At 53.8% G+C, this 16298-nt stretch carries 12 protein-coding genes; all 12 read left to right on the plus strand.

Annotated elements, in window-relative coordinates; translation table 11 throughout:
- The first annotated feature begins 28 nt into the window (after positions 1 to 28).
- The 12 genes from ETA_RS04285 (at position 29) to ETA_RS04340 (ending at position 16267) form a co-directional block, all read left to right on the plus strand.
- Positions 29 to 1435 carry a serine/threonine protein kinase gene (locus ETA_RS04285; RefSeq protein WP_012440385.1) on the plus strand — a complete coding sequence of 469 codons (1407 nt, stop codon included), beginning with the start codon at positions 29 to 31 and terminating at the stop codon, positions 1433 to 1435.
- 46 nt (positions 1436 to 1481) lie between these two features.
- Complete coding sequence (locus ETA_RS04290) at positions 1482 to 4106, plus strand: type VI secretion system Vgr family protein (protein WP_012440386.1); 2625 nt, start codon at positions 1482 to 1484, stop codon at positions 4104 to 4106.
- A gap of 1 nt (position 4107) precedes the next feature.
- Positions 4108 to 4485, plus strand: a complete 378-nt coding sequence (locus tag ETA_RS04295; protein ID WP_012440387.1) for a lysozyme inhibitor LprI family protein — start codon at positions 4108 to 4110, stop codon at positions 4483 to 4485.
- A gap of 86 nt (positions 4486 to 4571) precedes the next feature.
- Positions 4572 to 5288 (plus strand): hypothetical protein, encoded by a 717-nt coding sequence (locus tag ETA_RS04300; protein ID WP_042958637.1) that lies wholly within the window; start codon positions 4572 to 4574, stop codon positions 5286 to 5288.
- Positions 5289 to 5416: 128 nt separating this feature from the next.
- Positions 5417 to 5809: a hypothetical protein gene (locus ETA_RS04305; RefSeq protein ID WP_012440389.1), complete on the plus strand. Its 393-nt coding sequence runs from the start codon at positions 5417 to 5419 to the stop codon at positions 5807 to 5809.
- A 185-nt stretch (positions 5810 to 5994) separates the two neighbouring features.
- Entirely contained in the window at positions 5995 to 8136 is a 2142-nt protein-coding gene (locus ETA_RS04310) for a type VI secretion system Vgr family protein (protein ID WP_012440390.1), read from the plus strand.
- A 2-nt stretch (positions 8137 to 8138) separates the two neighbouring features.
- A complete protein-coding gene (locus ETA_RS04315; RefSeq protein ID WP_012440391.1) occupies positions 8139 to 9293 on the plus strand; it encodes a DUF2169 family type VI secretion system accessory protein in 1155 nt (384 codons plus the stop codon).
- Complete coding sequence (locus tag ETA_RS04320; protein ID WP_012440392.1) at positions 9286 to 10539, plus strand: DUF4150 domain-containing protein; 1254 nt, start codon at positions 9286 to 9288, stop codon at positions 10537 to 10539. The genes ETA_RS04315 and ETA_RS04320 overlap by 8 nt, the downstream gene beginning before the upstream one ends.
- A gap of 98 nt (positions 10540 to 10637) precedes the next feature.
- Entirely contained in the window at positions 10638 to 11315 is a 678-nt protein-coding gene (locus tag ETA_RS04325; RefSeq protein ID WP_012440393.1) for an ankyrin repeat domain-containing protein, read from the plus strand.
- A complete protein-coding gene (locus ETA_RS04330; RefSeq protein WP_012440394.1) occupies positions 11294 to 11722 on the plus strand; it encodes a hypothetical protein in 429 nt (142 codons plus the stop codon). Before ETA_RS04325 ends, ETA_RS04330 begins: the two co-directional genes overlap by 22 nt.
- A gap of 184 nt (positions 11723 to 11906) precedes the next feature.
- A complete protein-coding gene (locus ETA_RS04335; RefSeq protein WP_012440395.1) occupies positions 11907 to 15875 on the plus strand; it encodes an RHS repeat-associated core domain-containing protein in 3969 nt (1322 codons plus the stop codon).
- 8 nt (positions 15876 to 15883) lie between these two features.
- Positions 15884 to 16267, plus strand: a complete 384-nt coding sequence (locus tag ETA_RS04340; RefSeq protein WP_042958639.1) for a hypothetical protein — start codon at positions 15884 to 15886, stop codon at positions 16265 to 16267.
- The last annotated feature ends 31 nt before the right edge of the window (positions 16268 to 16298 follow it).

A 16298-nucleotide genomic window follows, 5' to 3' on the forward strand; every position in this document is an offset into this window, starting at 1 on the left:
GCCATTAGCTATCAGAGAGTTATCAATTATGTCACAACAGGACAACAGCCAGACGATGCCCAATGCGCTACCGGTTGGCTACCGATTCAATGAGTTTGAAATTGAGCAGGTGATTGGCGGCGGCGGCTTTGGCATTGTTTACCGCGCGCGTGACCATCAGCTGGAACGCACCATCGCCATCAAAGAGTTTATGCCCGCCTCGCTGGCGGTGCGCAATGACGACCTGACGCTGGTACTGCGTAGCGAACACTTCAGCAAGACCTTTCATGCCGGGCTGAACAGCTTTATTCAGGAGGCGCGCCTGCTGGCGCGCTTTACCCACCCGAACCTGCTGCACGTGCTGCGCTTCTGGGTGCAAAACGATACGGCATACATGGGCACCGCGTTCTACAGCGGCACCACCCTGTCGCGCCTGCAACAGCAGCGCCCGGAAATCATTAACGAAGCCTGGATCCGCAGGCTGTTGCCGCCGCTGTTTGGTGCCATTAACACCATCCATCAGGAAGGCTACCTGCATCGCGATATCTCGCTGGACAATATCCAGATCCAGGATAACGGCGTGCCGGTACTGCTGGACTTTGGTTCGGCGCGTAAGGCGATTGGCAACCTGTCCGATGAAACCGAAACTATGCTCAAGCCGGGTTTTGCCCCGATCGAACAGTACAGCGACGATAACGAAAGCGAGCAGGGCACCTGGACCGATATCTACGCGCTGGGCGCGGTGCTGCATACGCTGATTGTCGGTTCGCCGCCGCCGGTCAGCGTGGTGCGCAGCATTGAGGATAACTACCGGCCGCTGGCGCAGCGCCGTCCGGCGGGCTACTCGCTGGCGCTGCTGAGCGCCATCGACCACGCGCTGGCGCTACAGGCGGAAGATCGTCCGCAGACCGTTGACCAGCTGGCGGCGCTGATGGAGCTGAAAGAATCGGATCTCGACGCCATTCATCAGGTCAACGTCGATGGCCCCGGCACCATGCTGGTGGCGGTGGAGGATGAAGAACCCACGGCGACGGCGGTGAACAGGCTACAGCGTTACAAGCTGCCGGGGCTGATTGCCGCCGGGGTGCTGGTGGGGATTGGCGTGGGTGCGCTGCTGAATTCGGGCGGTGACGGTACGCAGCCGCCAACCAGCCAGGCACCGGCAGCGGAGGTGGCCAGCAACGCCCCGGCTGCGGTAGAGCAACCGGCAGTACAGGCCCCCATGGTGGCACCGCCGCCTGCACCGGTGGCACAGGTGTGGCTACAGCTGGCGCGCGGTGAGCAGGTGGAAATCAACGGCAAGGCCGAAGCGCTGATGCCATCCCCCAACGGTTTTGCCACCCTGCAACTGCCGCCGGGTGAATACCAGTTCCGCATCTCCAACGGCCGCCAGACGCGCAGCCAGACCATCACCATCGAACACGAAGGTGCGTGGCTGTTAAATCCGCAAAGCTGATCCCCCGCCCGCCGTTGCGCGGGCGCTGTTTTCCTGGAGTGAATCTATGTTTGACCGTATCACCGTACAGCTGCCGATGGACGGGCTGCTGTTCTGGCGTCTTAGTGGACGCGAAGCGCTGTCGCAGTCATTTGAGCTGAGCGTGCAGCTGTTAAGCACCGACGCGCGCATCGAGCGCAAGGCGCTGCTCGGCCAGCCGATCGTCATCTCCATCCCCACCCAGGGGATAACGAGCACCCGCTACCTGAATGGTAAAATCACCAAAGTCTCGGTCAGCAGCCTGGAGCTGGGCGGCACGCGCTATGCGGTGTATACCCTGATGATGGAGCCGGACCTGTGGCCGCTGAAACGGGATAAAAACCTGCGTATTTTCCAGGGGCAGACGGTGCCGCAGATCGTCAAAACCCTGCTCGGCGAGTACAACGTCAGGCTGGAAGACCGCCTGACCGGCAGCTACCGCAGCTGGGAGTACTGCGTGCAGTACCAGGAGAGCAGCTTTAACTTTATCAGCCGGCTGATGGAGCTGGAGGGGATCTATTACTACTTCCGCCACGAGGCGGACGGGCACACGCTGGTGCTGATGGACGCGGCGCAGCAGCACCAGCCGTTCAGCGGCTACGAGGCGATCCCTTACCACGTCACGCCGTCCGGCGGCAGCACCAGCGCAGAGGGCATCGGGCTGTGGTCGCTGGAGGACAGCGTCACGCCGGGGATGTACAGCATCGACGACTACGACTTCCGCAAGCCGAACGCGTGGATGCTCCAGGCGCGGCAGAATCCGGCCTCGCCGCAGCCGGGGGCCATCGACGTCTACGACTGGCCGGGCCACTTTGTTGACCACGATCACGGCGAGTTCTACACGCGCATCCGCCAGCAGGTGTGGCAGGTGGAGCACCAGCAGATCGGTGCCGCCGGTACCGCGCTGGGGCTGGCGCCGGGCCATACCTTTACGGTGCTGAACGCGCCGTTTATCAGCGATAACGGCGAGTACCTGACTACCGAGGCGTACTACGATTTTGAAGAGAATCAGTACGCCAGCGGTGACGGAGCCGGCGGAACAAAACACAATATCGCCGTCCGCGTGATCCCCTCCGCCGTGACGTTCCGCGCGCAGCCGGAAACGCCGTGGCCGCGCACCCACGGACCGCAGACGGCGAAGGTAGTGGGGCCGAAGGGCGAGTCGATCTGGACCGATAAATATGGCCGCATCAAGGTGAAGTTTCACTGGGATCGGCTGGCGAAGGGCGACGACACCAGCTCGTGCTGGGTGCGCGTTTCCAGCGCCTGGGCGGGTCAGGGCTACGGCGGTGTGCAGATCCCGCGCGTGGGCGACGAGGTGGTCGTCGACTTTATCAACGGCGATCCGGACCGGCCAATCATCACCGGGCGCGTGTACAACGAGGCGAGCATGCCGCCGTGGGCGCTGCCGGCCGCCGCGACGCAGATGGGCTTTATGAGCCGCTCGAAGGACGGCACGCCGGACAACGCTAACGCGCTGCGCTTCGAGGATAAGGCGGGCGCGGAGCAGGTGTGGATCCAGGCCGAGCGCAATATGGACACCCAGGTGAAGAATGACGCCAGCCACAGCGTGGGTAAAAACCACAGTCATTACGTTGGAGAAAGTGAGCTGCACCGGGTAGAGACCGATCGCGTGCACGGCATTAAGGGGGCTGAACAGCTGCTAACCGGCAAAGGGAAAAGCGATGCGGCGGCAGAAACCTACGTGATTGGTTCCGGCACCACGCTGCGCCTGGAGTGCGGTGAAAGCGCCATTGAACTAACCGCCGGCGGGCAGATCAATATTGTGGGCAAGGGCTTTAATTTCTGCGTGGAACAGGATGGCTTTATCAATACCGGCGGTAAGCTGAATCTGAATGACGGTAGCGCGGCAGCGACCGCCGCGCCGGGCTCATCCCATAAAGCAAATATTACCAGTGCCGTGGAGGCGCTGTTCCCGGCAAAAAAGGGGAGTAAGCAAGGGACGGCGGTAAAAAAATCACCACCTTCTTCTTCGGATACAGAAAGCCACCGGCGTGGCGACCTTTCAATGAAATATGAGACCGGAAGACGTCCAGGCCAATATGCTCAGGCTGCGGCAACTGTCTCATCCGGGAGAGGAGATCCTGGAGGTAAGTCTTATGGTGCTTATCAGCTTGCATCTTCAGCTAAAGGTGGACATCAGGTGCAGAAGTTTTTGCAAAATGAAGGCGCAAAGTGGACTAAAGAGTTCAGTGGTATGAATCCCGAAAAGTCCGGCTCTTTTGAGAGTAAATGGAAAGAAATTGCTAACAGTCAACCTGACGAGATGTTCAATGCGCAACATGCTTTTATTGAGCGAACACACTTTAAGCCAGCACTTGAAAAAGTTTTAGATAGTACGGGTGTTGACCTTTCGTTGAGGAGTGCTGCCGTACAGGACGTTGCATGGTCGACATCTGTCCAGCATGGTAAAGCGGCGGAAATGCTGACTCAAGCTGTTAATGAAGTTAAAGCCACAACGCCGGTAGATAATGTTAATTTTGACAGGGAATTTATTAACCAGCTGTACAGCAACAGAACAGACTATGTAAATAGCCTTTCTAAGCTAAATGAAAAAACTAAATCTGGATTAGTGAATCGATATCTTGATGAAAAAAACAGTGCGTTTAAAATGTTAACGGACCGGATATAAAATGAAAATATTTATTGCTACATTTATTGCACTTCTGTTTTCGTTTACCGTGCAGGCTAAAGAGCTGGCTTATTCTGTCAGCTATAATCAGTGTATGGATAAAGCGGGCGGGGTAACAGTCTCAATGCGTGATTGTCTTGCGGGTGAAATAATCGTTCAGGATAAAAGGTTGAATGATAATTACAAGAAGTTTATCTCGGAAATGAGTTCTGATGTGAAAAAGAACTTTATTGATGCGCAGCGCCAGTGGGTAAAATTCAGGGATTTAGACTGTAATGCGTTTGCCTCTCAGGAAGCCGGTGGAACGCTGTCTGCGGTTATTGCCGATAGCTGCTATCTGAAGATGACGGCGCAACGCGCCGATGATTTTAGCCAGTAAACCAGGGGCTGCAGGGATAACGGTGGCCATAGCACCACCGTTATCACTGAAATTTTTCTTGCGCCCGACCCGCTGCGGAAATATAAATGAGTAAAATAGTCAATGGCATTGCTTTATTAATCGCATTGCTCTCCTTTTCAGTATTTTCCATGCCCGATTTTTCTGGCCACTGGAGTGGTGTGATTAATGATGAAGATGGCACGCCTTATTCAAAATTATCACTAAAGATAAATCAGATTGCTGATAAATTAAACGGAAGCTATTGTTACGTTACCCAGAAAGGGAACCGCATCGATTGTGCGGACGACAGCGAAGATAATTTACACGGCAGCGTTATCGGCGATAAAGCAAATATATTGTTTAACTCTACTTTTGGTGGAAAAAATGGCAAGGCTGAACTTTCAATAAATCATCGGGGGATGATGTGGAAATTAGTTAGCGATCCCATCGCAGGAGAGTTCTATGCCCCCAAGTCTTTTTCACTTAAAAAAGAAGATGCGAAATTAACCAGTATGATGAAAACCAGAACGTTTTCGACGGATAGTTTCACAATTACCATTGTGAACGGGTGTGGGGATTTTAATGTATCCTGCCAGGACGTGACTTATTTTGGTTTACGCAATAAAGATAACAGTAAGATAAAGCTTAGAGGGAGATCCATTGATGATGATAAAACTCATCATGCCACAGGCGCTATTTTTAAAAGTGGCATTGTCGAATACCATATCTCTTTTGAACCACCAACGCTAAAAGTCACTCAGGGCAATAAGGTGCTGGTAAACCAGACTGGAAGGTGGATGTGATCATTAATAATAGATCATCGTATGGATAATAAAGGTGATACTATTGTTCGAACTATCTCAATTTTTTGTCTGAACCTGATTTATTCGATCGCCAAATTTAACCGATCCTGACTAAGATACATTAAATAATGAGAAATATACTTGCTATTACTCTAATCTTTATTTTTTCACTGGCTTTATTCCCAGCAAATTCTCCGCCATTAAGCAAGTTAGCAATAAATGAAAAGACTTTTCAGATTAAACAAAAAAATGAAGATATTGCCGTACTGATGGTCCATCAGGCGATCCGTGATAACAAATTATCTTCATTAAGGGATCACTGTCTGGCTTACGATTTTGATGAGGGATCAGATAAGAATTATTATATTGTTGATGTGCGCGAGGATAAAAAATACGCAATCTGCGGAGGAGACCCGGACACATCAGTACATCTGTTCAGATTTAAGGTCGATCGTCAAAATCTCTCACTGTTAACTGATGCTGGCACCACTGATGGTTCTTTTTATTCGGTAAAGAAATAGCTTTTTTCTTAAGATTGCCATTGTTGAAGATATAAAATTAACCTGGTGGTGCGCTGAAAATAGATCAAAGAAAACAGGCGGCCGTTATTGTCGATAATCAAAATAACCCACGCGCCCGGCGGCTAAAACCACAGAATTAAAGACCACGCCCGCCAACCTGCGGGCGCCGTTTTAAGGAGAGAGTTATGTTTGACCGTATCACCGTCCAGCTGCCGATGGACGGGCTGCTGTTCTGGCGTCTTAGCGGGCGCGAAGCGCTGTCGCACTCATTTGAGCTGAGCGTACAGCTGTTAAGCACCGACGCGCGCATCGAGCGCAAGGCGCTGCTCGGCCAGCCGATCGTCATCTCCATCCCCACCCAGGGGATAATGAGCACCCGCTACCTGAACGGTAAAATCACCAAAGTCTCGGTCAGCAGCCTGGAGCTGGGCGGCACGCGCTATGCGGTGTATACCCTGATGATGGAGCCGGACCTGTGGCCGCTGAAACGGGATAAAAACCTGCGTATTTTCCAGGGGCAGACGGTGCCGCAGATCGTCAAAACCCTGCTCGGCGAGTACAACGTCAGGCTGGAAGACCGCCTGACCGGCAGCTACCGCAGCTGGGAGTACTGCGTGCAGTACCAGGAGAGCAGCTTTAACTTTATCAGCCGGCTGATGGAGCTGGAGGGGATCTATTACTACTTCCGCCACGAGGCGGACGGGCACACGCTGGTGCTGATGGACGCGGCGGCGCAGCATCAGCCGTTCAGCGGCTACGAGGCGATCCCTTACCACGTCACGCCGTCCGGCGGCAGCACCAGCGCAGAGGGCATCGGGTTGTGGTCGCTGGAGGACAGCGTCACGCCGGGGATGTACAGCATCGACGACTACGACTTCCGCAAGCCGAACGCGTGGATGCTCCAGGCGCGGCAGAATCCGGCCTCGCCGCAGCCGGGGGCCATCGACGTCTACGACTGGCCGGGCCACTTTGTCGACCACGAGCACGGCGAGTTCTACACGCGCATCCGCCAGGAGGTGTGGCAGGTGGAGCACCAGCAGATCGGTGCCGCCGGTACCGCGCTGGGGCTGGCGCCGGGCCATACCTTTACGGTGCTGAACGCGCCGTTTATCAGCGATAACGGCGAGTACCTGACTACCGAGGCGTACTACGATTTTGAAGAGAATCAGTACGCCAGCGGCGACGGTGCCGGCGGAACAAAACACAATATCGCCATCCGCGTGATCCCCTCCGCCGTAACGTTCCGCGCACAGCCGGACACGCCGTGGCCGCGCACCCACGGGCCGCAGACGGCGAAGGTGGTGGGGCCGGAGGGCGAGTCGATCTGGACCGATAAATATGGCCGCATCAAGGTGAAGTTTCACTGGGATCGGCTGGCGAAGGGCGACGACACCAGCTCGTGCTGGGTGCGCGTTTCCAGCGCCTGGGCGGGTCAGGGCTACGGCGGTGTGCAGATCCCGCGCGTGGGCGACGAGGTGGTCGTCGACTTTATCAACGGCGATCCGGACCGGCCAATCATCACCGGGCGCGTGTACAACGAGGCGAGCATGCCGCCGTGGGCGCTGCCGGCCGCCGCGACGCAGATGGGCTTTATGAGCCGCTCGAAGGACGGCACGCCGGACAACGCTAACGCGCTGCGCTTCGAGGATAAGGCGGGCGCGGAGCAGGTGTGGATCCATGCTGAGCGCAATATGGACACCGAAATTGAGAACGACGAAACGCGACTGGTTGGTAGCAACCGCAGTAAAACTATTGGTGGTAATGAAACCACACAGGTGAAGAAAGATCGCACCGAAACGGTTGACCAGAATGAAACGATCACTATCCACCAGAACCGTACTGAAACCGTAGACGGCAATGAAACCATCACCGTGCACAGTAACCGGACTGAAACGGTGGATAAGAATGAAAAAGTGCGCATCGGGCAGAATCAATCGGTCAGTATTAATGGTAATCAATCATTGCAGGTAGATCGGGCAAAAACAGAAACTATCGTGCTGGCTTCAATGCTGAACGTGGGCCTGGCGCAAAATACCAATATTGGCGCGGCTTATCTCCTCAACGTTGGCGCTGGCTGGGTGACCACCACTGGCGCAATGCAAATACATAACGTGGGGATGAAATATTCGGTTAACAGCGGCAAGGATATCAACCTTTCAGCTGGGACGACCGCCGACTACAGTGCGGAAGATAAAATCTCGCTGGTATGCGGCGAGGCGGCAATTGTACTGGAAAAGGATGGCACCATCACGCTTAGCGGCAGCAAAATCAAGCTGGTTGGTGAGAAGATGATTGATCTGGACGGCACACAGATAGATATCAACTGATTATGCAAAACTTCATTAATTTAACGCCTTTTCCCGCGCTGCAATTTGAATCTCTTGACCAGCAAGATCACGGTTTTACCAGCGTGGTGGCCCGTCTGAGTTACGATCTGGATATTCATTCTGGCACGCTCCGTCTGTGTAAAGAGCAGGGGGAACTGGTAGAACAGGACGAGTACTTCGGTGAGACCGGTCGCAGCAGTACTCGCTTTGAAAGCGATCTGGCACCTTACAAGCCACGACTGGATGTGGTGATCAACGCAACCGCCTGGGCACCGCAGGACAACGCGGTGAAAAGCTTCACTGCGGGGATACGTATCGGCGAAGCCACCCGGCTTATCCGAATTTTCGGCGCCCGTGAATGGCGCAAGATGATCGCCAGCTGGCAGCTGGGAGAAGCAAAGCCGATCGCGTCACTCGATTTACGCTATGAATATGCCGTCGGAGGATTTTATCAACCAGCGGGAGCCGAACCTATTGCTTCGCCAGCTAACACCGTGGGGATGGGCTGGTATCCGCGTGCCATCCTGAAGCAAACCAAGGTTCAGCGCCTGCCCGCCCCACAGATTGAGTGGGTGACGCATCCGGTAGAGAATATCGATCGGGCTATAGCGCCAGCAGGATTTGGCTTCTATGGCCGTGGATGGCAGGGGCGTATCGAACATGCCGGAAGCTACGACCAGGCCTGGCAACGCGATCGTCATCCTCTTTTGCCGCAGGATTTCAGCTTTGATTACTGGAATGGGGCACATCCGTGGCTACAGTTTCCTCTGCCCGAACCGCTAAAAAGATTACCGGTTTCGCTGCGCTATCTGGTTGCCGCGAGCGAAGTCGCGGATCAGCAGATCCACTTGAGTGTGCCCGTCGAATCGCTGTTTATTTTCCTGACTACCGAACAGGGAGCCGGAGTAGCGCAGGATATGCGGCTGGATACGCTGGTCATCGATCTGCCAACGCGCAAGATTCACTGTAGCTATCGTACGGTGGTGTCTGAGCTGATGTCCCCCGTAATGACTGAACTGCGCTTTATAGCTGAAGAAGAACGCCAGCAGCAGCAGATGCTGGCGGCGCGTCTTAACGGTGATCCTCATTCCAGCGGGTTTGTGCCCCTGCCGCCGAGCCTGCTAAAGCAACGACAACCGGGAGAAGCTGATGGCTGAACAGTATGCAGCGCGTAAGGATGGGGCTTATAAAGTGGTGGGCATTGCCCCCGATGCCTGCTTTACGCCGGGGATCCCTACCCCGGTGCCTTATCCGGTCACCACAACGTTAGGCTCGTCCAAGAGCACGGTAGATTCCGTCAACTTCAATGGTCATCCGGCGTTTATCTTCGACCGTAGCTTTGTGCCCGTTACCATTGGCGATGCAGCCGGGAGCAATAAAGGTGTGGTAAGTGGAACCGTTGAGGGCGACTGCTGGTCGCTTGAACACAGTCCCGACACTTTTATCGGCGGTAGCCCGCTTAATCGGATTAATGACCTGTTCGCCATGAACGGCAAGGCAGTAGGCGGGCGGGGCGGAGCCGCTATCACTAAACATGAGGCGTGGGAGCGGCGTAAGGCACTGATTGATAAAGGCAAGCAGAGCAGTGATGCCAAAGTCCGCGCCGCCGCCGAGCGGCTGGAGCTGAATAACGCCGGGGTGGAAAAAGCCCGCCTTGCTGACTATGTTTATGAGCCGCGCGATGCGACAAAACCGACTCCGCCGATCCCGGAAGGGTGGAATGATATTAGTGATGATGCAAAAGCATTGTCTAAATACGGGCTAAAGTCATCAGATCTCGAAATAGAGGGGCAGCCCGGCTTCAGGTCGCGCGTTTACGTGCCAGATAAGCGTGTATTTGCTGATGATATGTCTGCTTCGGTGGTTTTTCGCGGTACGCGTATGCCAGAGTGGATAGACTGGAAAAATAATCTCCAGCAGGGTATTGGTTTAAAATCTGAGTACTATAAGGAAGCGGTAAAAATAGGCACATTGACCAGAAATAGCGCTGAGCATATTGATATCGTAGGCCACTCTCTGGGGGGAGGATTAGCCTCTGCTGCGTCGCAGGCCAGCGGTAAACCCGGTTGGACGTATAATGCGGCAGGTTTGAAGTCGGGCACGGTTGAAAAGTACGGTGGGACTGTCGTAACGCCAAAAGGTACTGAAAATATCAACGCTTATCGGGTAAACGGTGAGGTTCTGACCTCAATACAGGAGCCGGGATTTTGGGGCGGTGCTGCGCTCATTTACGGGTTTGGGGCACTTGGTGCTGGCGTCGTTATGGCACCAAAATCTGTGGGAATACGTCACGATATGGAAGGTGGAACAGGCAGCACGGTCAGCAAGCATGGTATGGATCAGGTGCTGCATTGTATCGAGCTGGAAAAGCATGAAGATGAATCTATCCTGTTGTCTCAGTGAGGAATTTTATGAACATAAAGGATTTTTTTTGCAAAGTCAGCAGGATAAGCCTGTTGAGCATATTGCTATCACTTTTTACCCTTTCAGGATGTCATGCAATGAAAACTTATCCACCTGAAGATTTTTTCCATGGAACTCAGTTGAGTCTCGCTCAGGCCATTTATGACGGTAATCTGGACGTTGTGGTTTCTCTGTCCAGGAACACCGATTTAAATAAGCCGGGTAACCAGGATATGACTCTGCTGTTTTATGCCTTACAGGCGGCGTCAGACGAAAAAGCACAACAGTTGAAGATCATGTCAGTACTGGTTAAACAAGGTGCCGATCCGTTACAGCGTGTGCCAGATATGGGAAGCGTTGCAGGGGTGGCTGCGAGATCGACCAGCCCGGAATATATTAAGGCGTTGCTGGATGGCGGCATGAGCCCAAAAGTTATCGTCAGAGACTCTCCGCTGATATTTGGTGCTGCTGCTGATAACTCGCTTGCCACACTGGCTTTATTAGTTGAGCGCGGTGCTGATGTGAATGAAAGAGACTCTGTAGGACGTACGGTGCTGTTTGAAGCGTTGGCTGGTTTTCAGCTTAATACGGTAAACTGGCTACTTGATCATGGTGGCGATCCGACAGTTAAAACCAATAATGGTGATTCTTTCTCGTCCGTACTTACGTTTTTGTACAGTAAAGAGGGAAGGTCACAAGGGGATGATCATAAACTCGATGAGATCGCTAAAAAAGCCGTTTCAAAAGGGATGAAATGGGCACCACAAAAATATTAACCCTGCCAAGATTGCTGCGAATTGCACTGGTTATCAGTCATGCGCTTATTTTTCTTGGCATCAATATGATGCTGGGTTATGGCGCACTATGGCTACTTATCTCATTGGCCGGTGACGGAGAGTTCCATTGGGGAGAATGGCTGAGAGGATTTGCACCCGTACTTAAAACGGCGACGTTGGCGGTGATCCTGGCCGCAATTTCCTGTTTCTTAATCATTAATATCTGGCGTGAAAAGCGGACTCTTTTCTGCCTGATGCTGGCAGTTATTCAGCCTCTGCTTTATCTGTCAGGGAAATATATCGATAAAGATGCTTTCGATATTTTTCTCGGGCTGGTGCAGTGGCCGCTGATTATTTCCTGTGTGCTGGGTATTACAGTTAATATTATCAGGTTTTTTTCTCGTTAGTGCCCATTTTGATGTTTTCACTCCGTCAGAATATTACCTCTTAGGTGTTTTATGACGGCGATGAAATTCTATATTTTTGTGAATGTCATTCATCTTATTTAAATAATGATGTTTCGCGGAGCCATGATGATTTGCAGCGCTTGATGCAACTGATCATAGCTCCGAATGAAGTACAGGGATCTATATGGCAACAGGAAATACGATTGGCAAATTGCAGTATGCACCCGCCCCTCAGGGCCGCGTTAACGCCGGCAGCGCTAATCCACAGGTAAAAAAAAGCTGGTGGAGCAGCTACGGAGACTGGGTACATACCGGTCTTGATATATTGGGTGCTGTGCCCATCGTCGGCGCGGTGGCGGACGGTGCCAACGCTGCTATCTACACTGCCGAAGGCGATTACGGCAATGCTGCTCTCTCTGCCGCTTCTGCGGCCGCTAACTTCGTGCCGGGAGGCGGGGCGGCATTTAAGGCAGGTAAGCTGGCTGCCAAAGCTGGCAAAGCGGTTGACGTCGCCAAAGCGGGGAAAACTGCGGCAAAAGAGGGCGCTGAAATGGCCGAAAAAGCGCTGGTAAAGGCCGAGAGCGGGGCAGCTAAAAACGAGGCTAAGGCCGTCAGTCGCAACGGGCGCAAGGCGGGCAGTGATAAAGGCGGTAGCGCCAGCGGAAAAGGCGGTAAAAGCAAAACTGAACCCTGCAAACTGAATCTTACCGTTGGCAACCCGGTTAATCCGCTGCTGGGTATCAAAGTGCTGGCGGGTGAAGAAGACAACGACTTTGATTTTCCGGCAGCGGTGCCACTGAGCTGGCAGCGCAGCTATTTCTCTGATGTCACCGGCAACGGCTGGCTTGGACAGGGCTGGTCGCTGCCGTTTTCTCTGAGTATTGAAAAGCGCGATGGTATTGTTATCTTCACTGATGAGCAGGGGCGCAATATCGACTTTCCCGATGTGCTGCCGGGCTATCCCGCCCGTTTCCATCGTTATGAACAGCTCTGGCTGTCGCAGCCCGTGTCCGGGCAATACCGGCTGACAGAGGGCGATGGCAGCCGTCACTGGATTTTCGCCCATGCCACGGCGGCCCGGCGCTGGCAGTTAAGCGCTATTGAAGATCGTCATGGTAACGCTCTTACCCTGACCTACAATGCCCTGCACCAGCCCGTTAGCATCACCGACAGCGCCGGGCGGCGCTTTGCCATCTCCTTCCGCCAGATAGCCCTGGCATCAGGGGCGGAAGTCAGCAGACTCAGTAGCGTTGCCTGCTATCACCCTTCAGAGCCAGAGTCTGCCGACCTGCTGTGCCAGTATGATTACTCAGATTGGGGCGATCTGATGGCCGTGCGCAACGGCAGGGATGAGGTGGTGCGCGATTTCCACTATCGCAACCATATGATGGTGGCACACCGCCTGTCCGGTGAGCTGGCCTGCTTCTACCATTACGATCGGCTGGTGCCGGAGGGCAAAGTGCTCGCCCACCGTAACAGCCTGGGAGAAGAATGGCATTTCGAATACGGTCAGGGGTACACCCGTGTTACCGATGTACTTGGGCGCCAGACGCGCTATGAATTTGATGCTAACCACGATCTGACGGGGTTTACCGATGCCAGCGGCGGCCATACGCGGCTGAAGCTGAACGGACGTGGGCAGCCGCTGAAGGTGATTGAACCACTCGGGCGCACTACCCACTATCGCTACGACGAGCGCGGTAACACTACTGCCATCACCGCGCCAGATGGTCAAATGCAGCGCATTGACTATCATCCGCAGTGGAACCTGCCCGTGCGTATCACGGATATGGCGGGTAATCTGCGCGAATTTACCTATGACGTGGTGGGTAACCTGATCCGCGAAATGGACGCACTGGGGCGTATTACCGAATACAACCATGACGACGAGGGCAACCTGGTGCGCATTTGTGATGCCGCATCGGGTATTCAGCGCTTCAGCTGGAACAGTGTCGGGTTCCTACTGGCGCACACCGACTGTTCGGGGAGCCAAACAAAGTATGCTTACGACAAATACGGCTGGCTGAAGGAGCGCACCGATGCCGCAGGCCAGATGACCCGGTTTCATCACGGGCGTGACGGTCAGCCATTGATAGTCACCCAGGCGGACGGTACCACAGAGAGCTTTGAATATGACCGCTGGCGGCGTCTGATCGCCTTTACCGATGCAGAAGGCCGGGCAACCCGATGGCAGCTTGCCGCAGATGGACTGCCGCTTATGCGCACCGATGCGCTGCAGCAGCGAGTCAGCTACTGCTACGATAATGCCAGACGCCTTGCGTTGCTGGCTAATGAAAACGGCGCGCAGTACCACATGGAGTACGATGAGCGCGATAACCTGGTGATGGAGCAGGGCTTTGATGGCTGCATTACCCGCTATGAATATGATGCGGGCGATATGCTGACCGCGCGACGCGAATATGGTGACAGTGGAAACGGCAGCAGTGAGATCCGCACGCACTATCAGCGTGATAACGCTGGCCGACTGCTGGAAAAGCTGGTTAGCCGGGCCGGAAGCAAACGCTGGCAGCGTACCCGCTTTCGCTATGACACCGTGGGGCGTCTGGCGGCGGGCATTAATCACGGTGGTCGGGTCGAGCTGGAATATGACGCGGCAGGGCAGCTGCTGCTGGAGAGAAGCCTGACACGGGGTAAGGAGCGGGTTTTACGTCATCAGTATGATGAGCTGGGCAACCGCACCCTCTCCACGCTGCCGGATGGACGCGAGCTGAAGAGCTTTTATTACGGCAGCGGACATCGCATCCAGATCAACCTGGGTAAACGGGTTATCAGCGAAATCAGCCGTGATGTCCTGCACCGGGAAACCCGCCGTAGCCAGGGGGGGCTCATCTCTGAGTATGTGCGTGATGAAACGGGCAGGCTTATCACTCAGCGTGCTTCACAGGGCGGCAAACTGAAGGTCGCCAGGGAGTATGGCTGGCGGCGCAATGGCGAGCTGCAGCAGATGGTTGACCTGAACAGCGGCGTGCACCGCTACCAGTACGATGTGCTTGGTCGGATAACACAGGCGGGGGAAGAACGCTTTGCTTTCGATCCGGCGCACAATCTGCTCTCAGCGGCGACGGACGCCCCGTTGCGAGACAACCGCATGCGGGTATATGAAGACAAACGCTGGGAGTACGATGCGCACGGCAATGTGACGGAGAAACGCATCGGGCGGCATACGCGACAACGGTTTATCTGGAATGCAGAGCATCAGCTGGAGGAAGCGCACGGCGAACGGCGTGGGGTGGAGCAGTCCACCACCTACGGCTATGATGCTTTTGGCCGTCGCAGCTGGAAGAAGGATAAGTTCGGCGTCACGCACTTTGTCTGGGATGGTGACCGGCTGTTAAGCGAGATACGGGGCGCACGCAGCCATACGTGGGTGTACGAGGATAGCGGTTTTGTGCCGCTGGCGCAGATTAGCGCCACGCAGGGCGATACGGAAGAGCAGGCGGAGATCCACTGGTATCATACGGATCAGGCAGGGATGCCACGCGAGCTGAGCAACCGCAGCGGCGATATCTGCTGGCAGGCAGATTACCGTGTATGGGGCAACACGCGGCAGGTGAGCTATGCGCAGCAGGAGGCTGACGCAGAGACAATACACCAGCCGCTGCGTTACCAGGGCCAGTACTTTGATGGCGAAACGGGTTTGCACTATAACCGCTTCAGGTACTATGATCCGGATATCGGTCGGTTTATTAGCCGGGACCCGGTGGGGCTGTCGGGGGGGATGAACTTATACCAGTATGCGCCGAATCCGTATGGGTGGGTGGATCCGCTGGGGTTGATGAAATGTTCGCCGCATAAGAAAACGACTTATGAAGGTGTCAGCCGCAGAGATGCACTCAGGCAGGCTAAACGTGATGCGGGCATACCTAATAATCAGCATCCTTATGAAGTTAGTAGGGCTAAATTAGGCGATGGATATGGTGATCATGTGAGAGATAAAAATGGTATTCCTTTACAAACTCGACAATACCATTTTAAAGACCAGAATGGTTCAACCGTGGTTATTCAGGAACATAGCTTAGGGCATGCTAAAGCAACACCTTTACATGGGGCTGAACCACATTTCAATGTAAGGCCTGCTAAGAATTTGAATACAGGTGATGTTCCTGGAACTCATGGGCATTATAATTTTTAGAGGCTTATATGAATATAGTTGAACTGATGGAAAATAGATTCATACATTCTCTTTATCCTCATGGTATTGAAGGTAATATTTTGATTGGTCAGGTCTCTTTAGATATAGCTGATCAAGTTATGATAAGTGTACATACAAGTCAGACTCCAGATAAAGTGGTTGCTAAATGGGGTGTGTGGGGTAAGGATTACAATGTAATTGTAATTAATGTACTGGCGCAGTTTATATCTAAGGTTGAAATAAATAACTGGCAAAGTATAACGCCTTCTCCACTGGTAATTGATATTAAAGAAAGTGGAATATATTCCCTTACTTCAAAGGGAATTGACTGGAATATAACCATTGACTTTAAGTCACTAACCTTCCAACGATGTGATGTATATATAAAATAAACAAAGCCGGAAGCGATCCCCAAGATCCTTC

The organism is Erwinia tasmaniensis Et1/99 (assembly GCF_000026185.1).
Lineage (GTDB): Bacteria > Pseudomonadota > Gammaproteobacteria > Enterobacterales > Enterobacteriaceae > Erwinia > Erwinia tasmaniensis.

Bases quoted from the DNA above. Each gene is read 5' to 3' on its own strand.
- ETA_RS04285 (WP_012440385.1), top strand. From the start codon at position 29: ATGTCACAACAGGACAACAGCCAGACGATGCCCAATGCGCTACCGGTT.
- ETA_RS04290 (WP_012440386.1), top strand. From the start codon at position 1,482: ATGTTTGACCGTATCACCGTACAGCTGCCGATGGACGGGCTGCTGTTC.
- ETA_RS04295 (WP_012440387.1), top strand. From the start codon at position 4,108: ATGAAAATATTTATTGCTACATTTATTGCACTTCTGTTTTCGTTTACC.
- ETA_RS04300 (WP_042958637.1), top strand. From the start codon at position 4,572: ATGAGTAAAATAGTCAATGGCATTGCTTTATTAATCGCATTGCTCTCC.
- ETA_RS04305 (WP_012440389.1), top strand. From the start codon at position 5,417: ATGAGAAATATACTTGCTATTACTCTAATCTTTATTTTTTCACTGGCT.
- ETA_RS04310 (WP_012440390.1), top strand. From the start codon at position 5,995: ATGTTTGACCGTATCACCGTCCAGCTGCCGATGGACGGGCTGCTGTTC.
- ETA_RS04315 (WP_012440391.1), top strand. From the start codon at position 8,139: ATGCAAAACTTCATTAATTTAACGCCTTTTCCCGCGCTGCAATTTGAA.
- ETA_RS04320 (WP_012440392.1), top strand. From the start codon at position 9,286: ATGGCTGAACAGTATGCAGCGCGTAAGGATGGGGCTTATAAAGTGGTG.
- ETA_RS04325 (WP_012440393.1), top strand. From the start codon at position 10,638: ATGAAAACTTATCCACCTGAAGATTTTTTCCATGGAACTCAGTTGAGT.
- ETA_RS04330 (WP_012440394.1), top strand. From the start codon at position 11,294: ATGGGCACCACAAAAATATTAACCCTGCCAAGATTGCTGCGAATTGCA.
- ETA_RS04335 (WP_012440395.1), top strand. From the start codon at position 11,907: ATGGCAACAGGAAATACGATTGGCAAATTGCAGTATGCACCCGCCCCT.
- ETA_RS04340 (WP_042958639.1), top strand. From the start codon at position 15,884: ATGAATATAGTTGAACTGATGGAAAATAGATTCATACATTCTCTTTAT.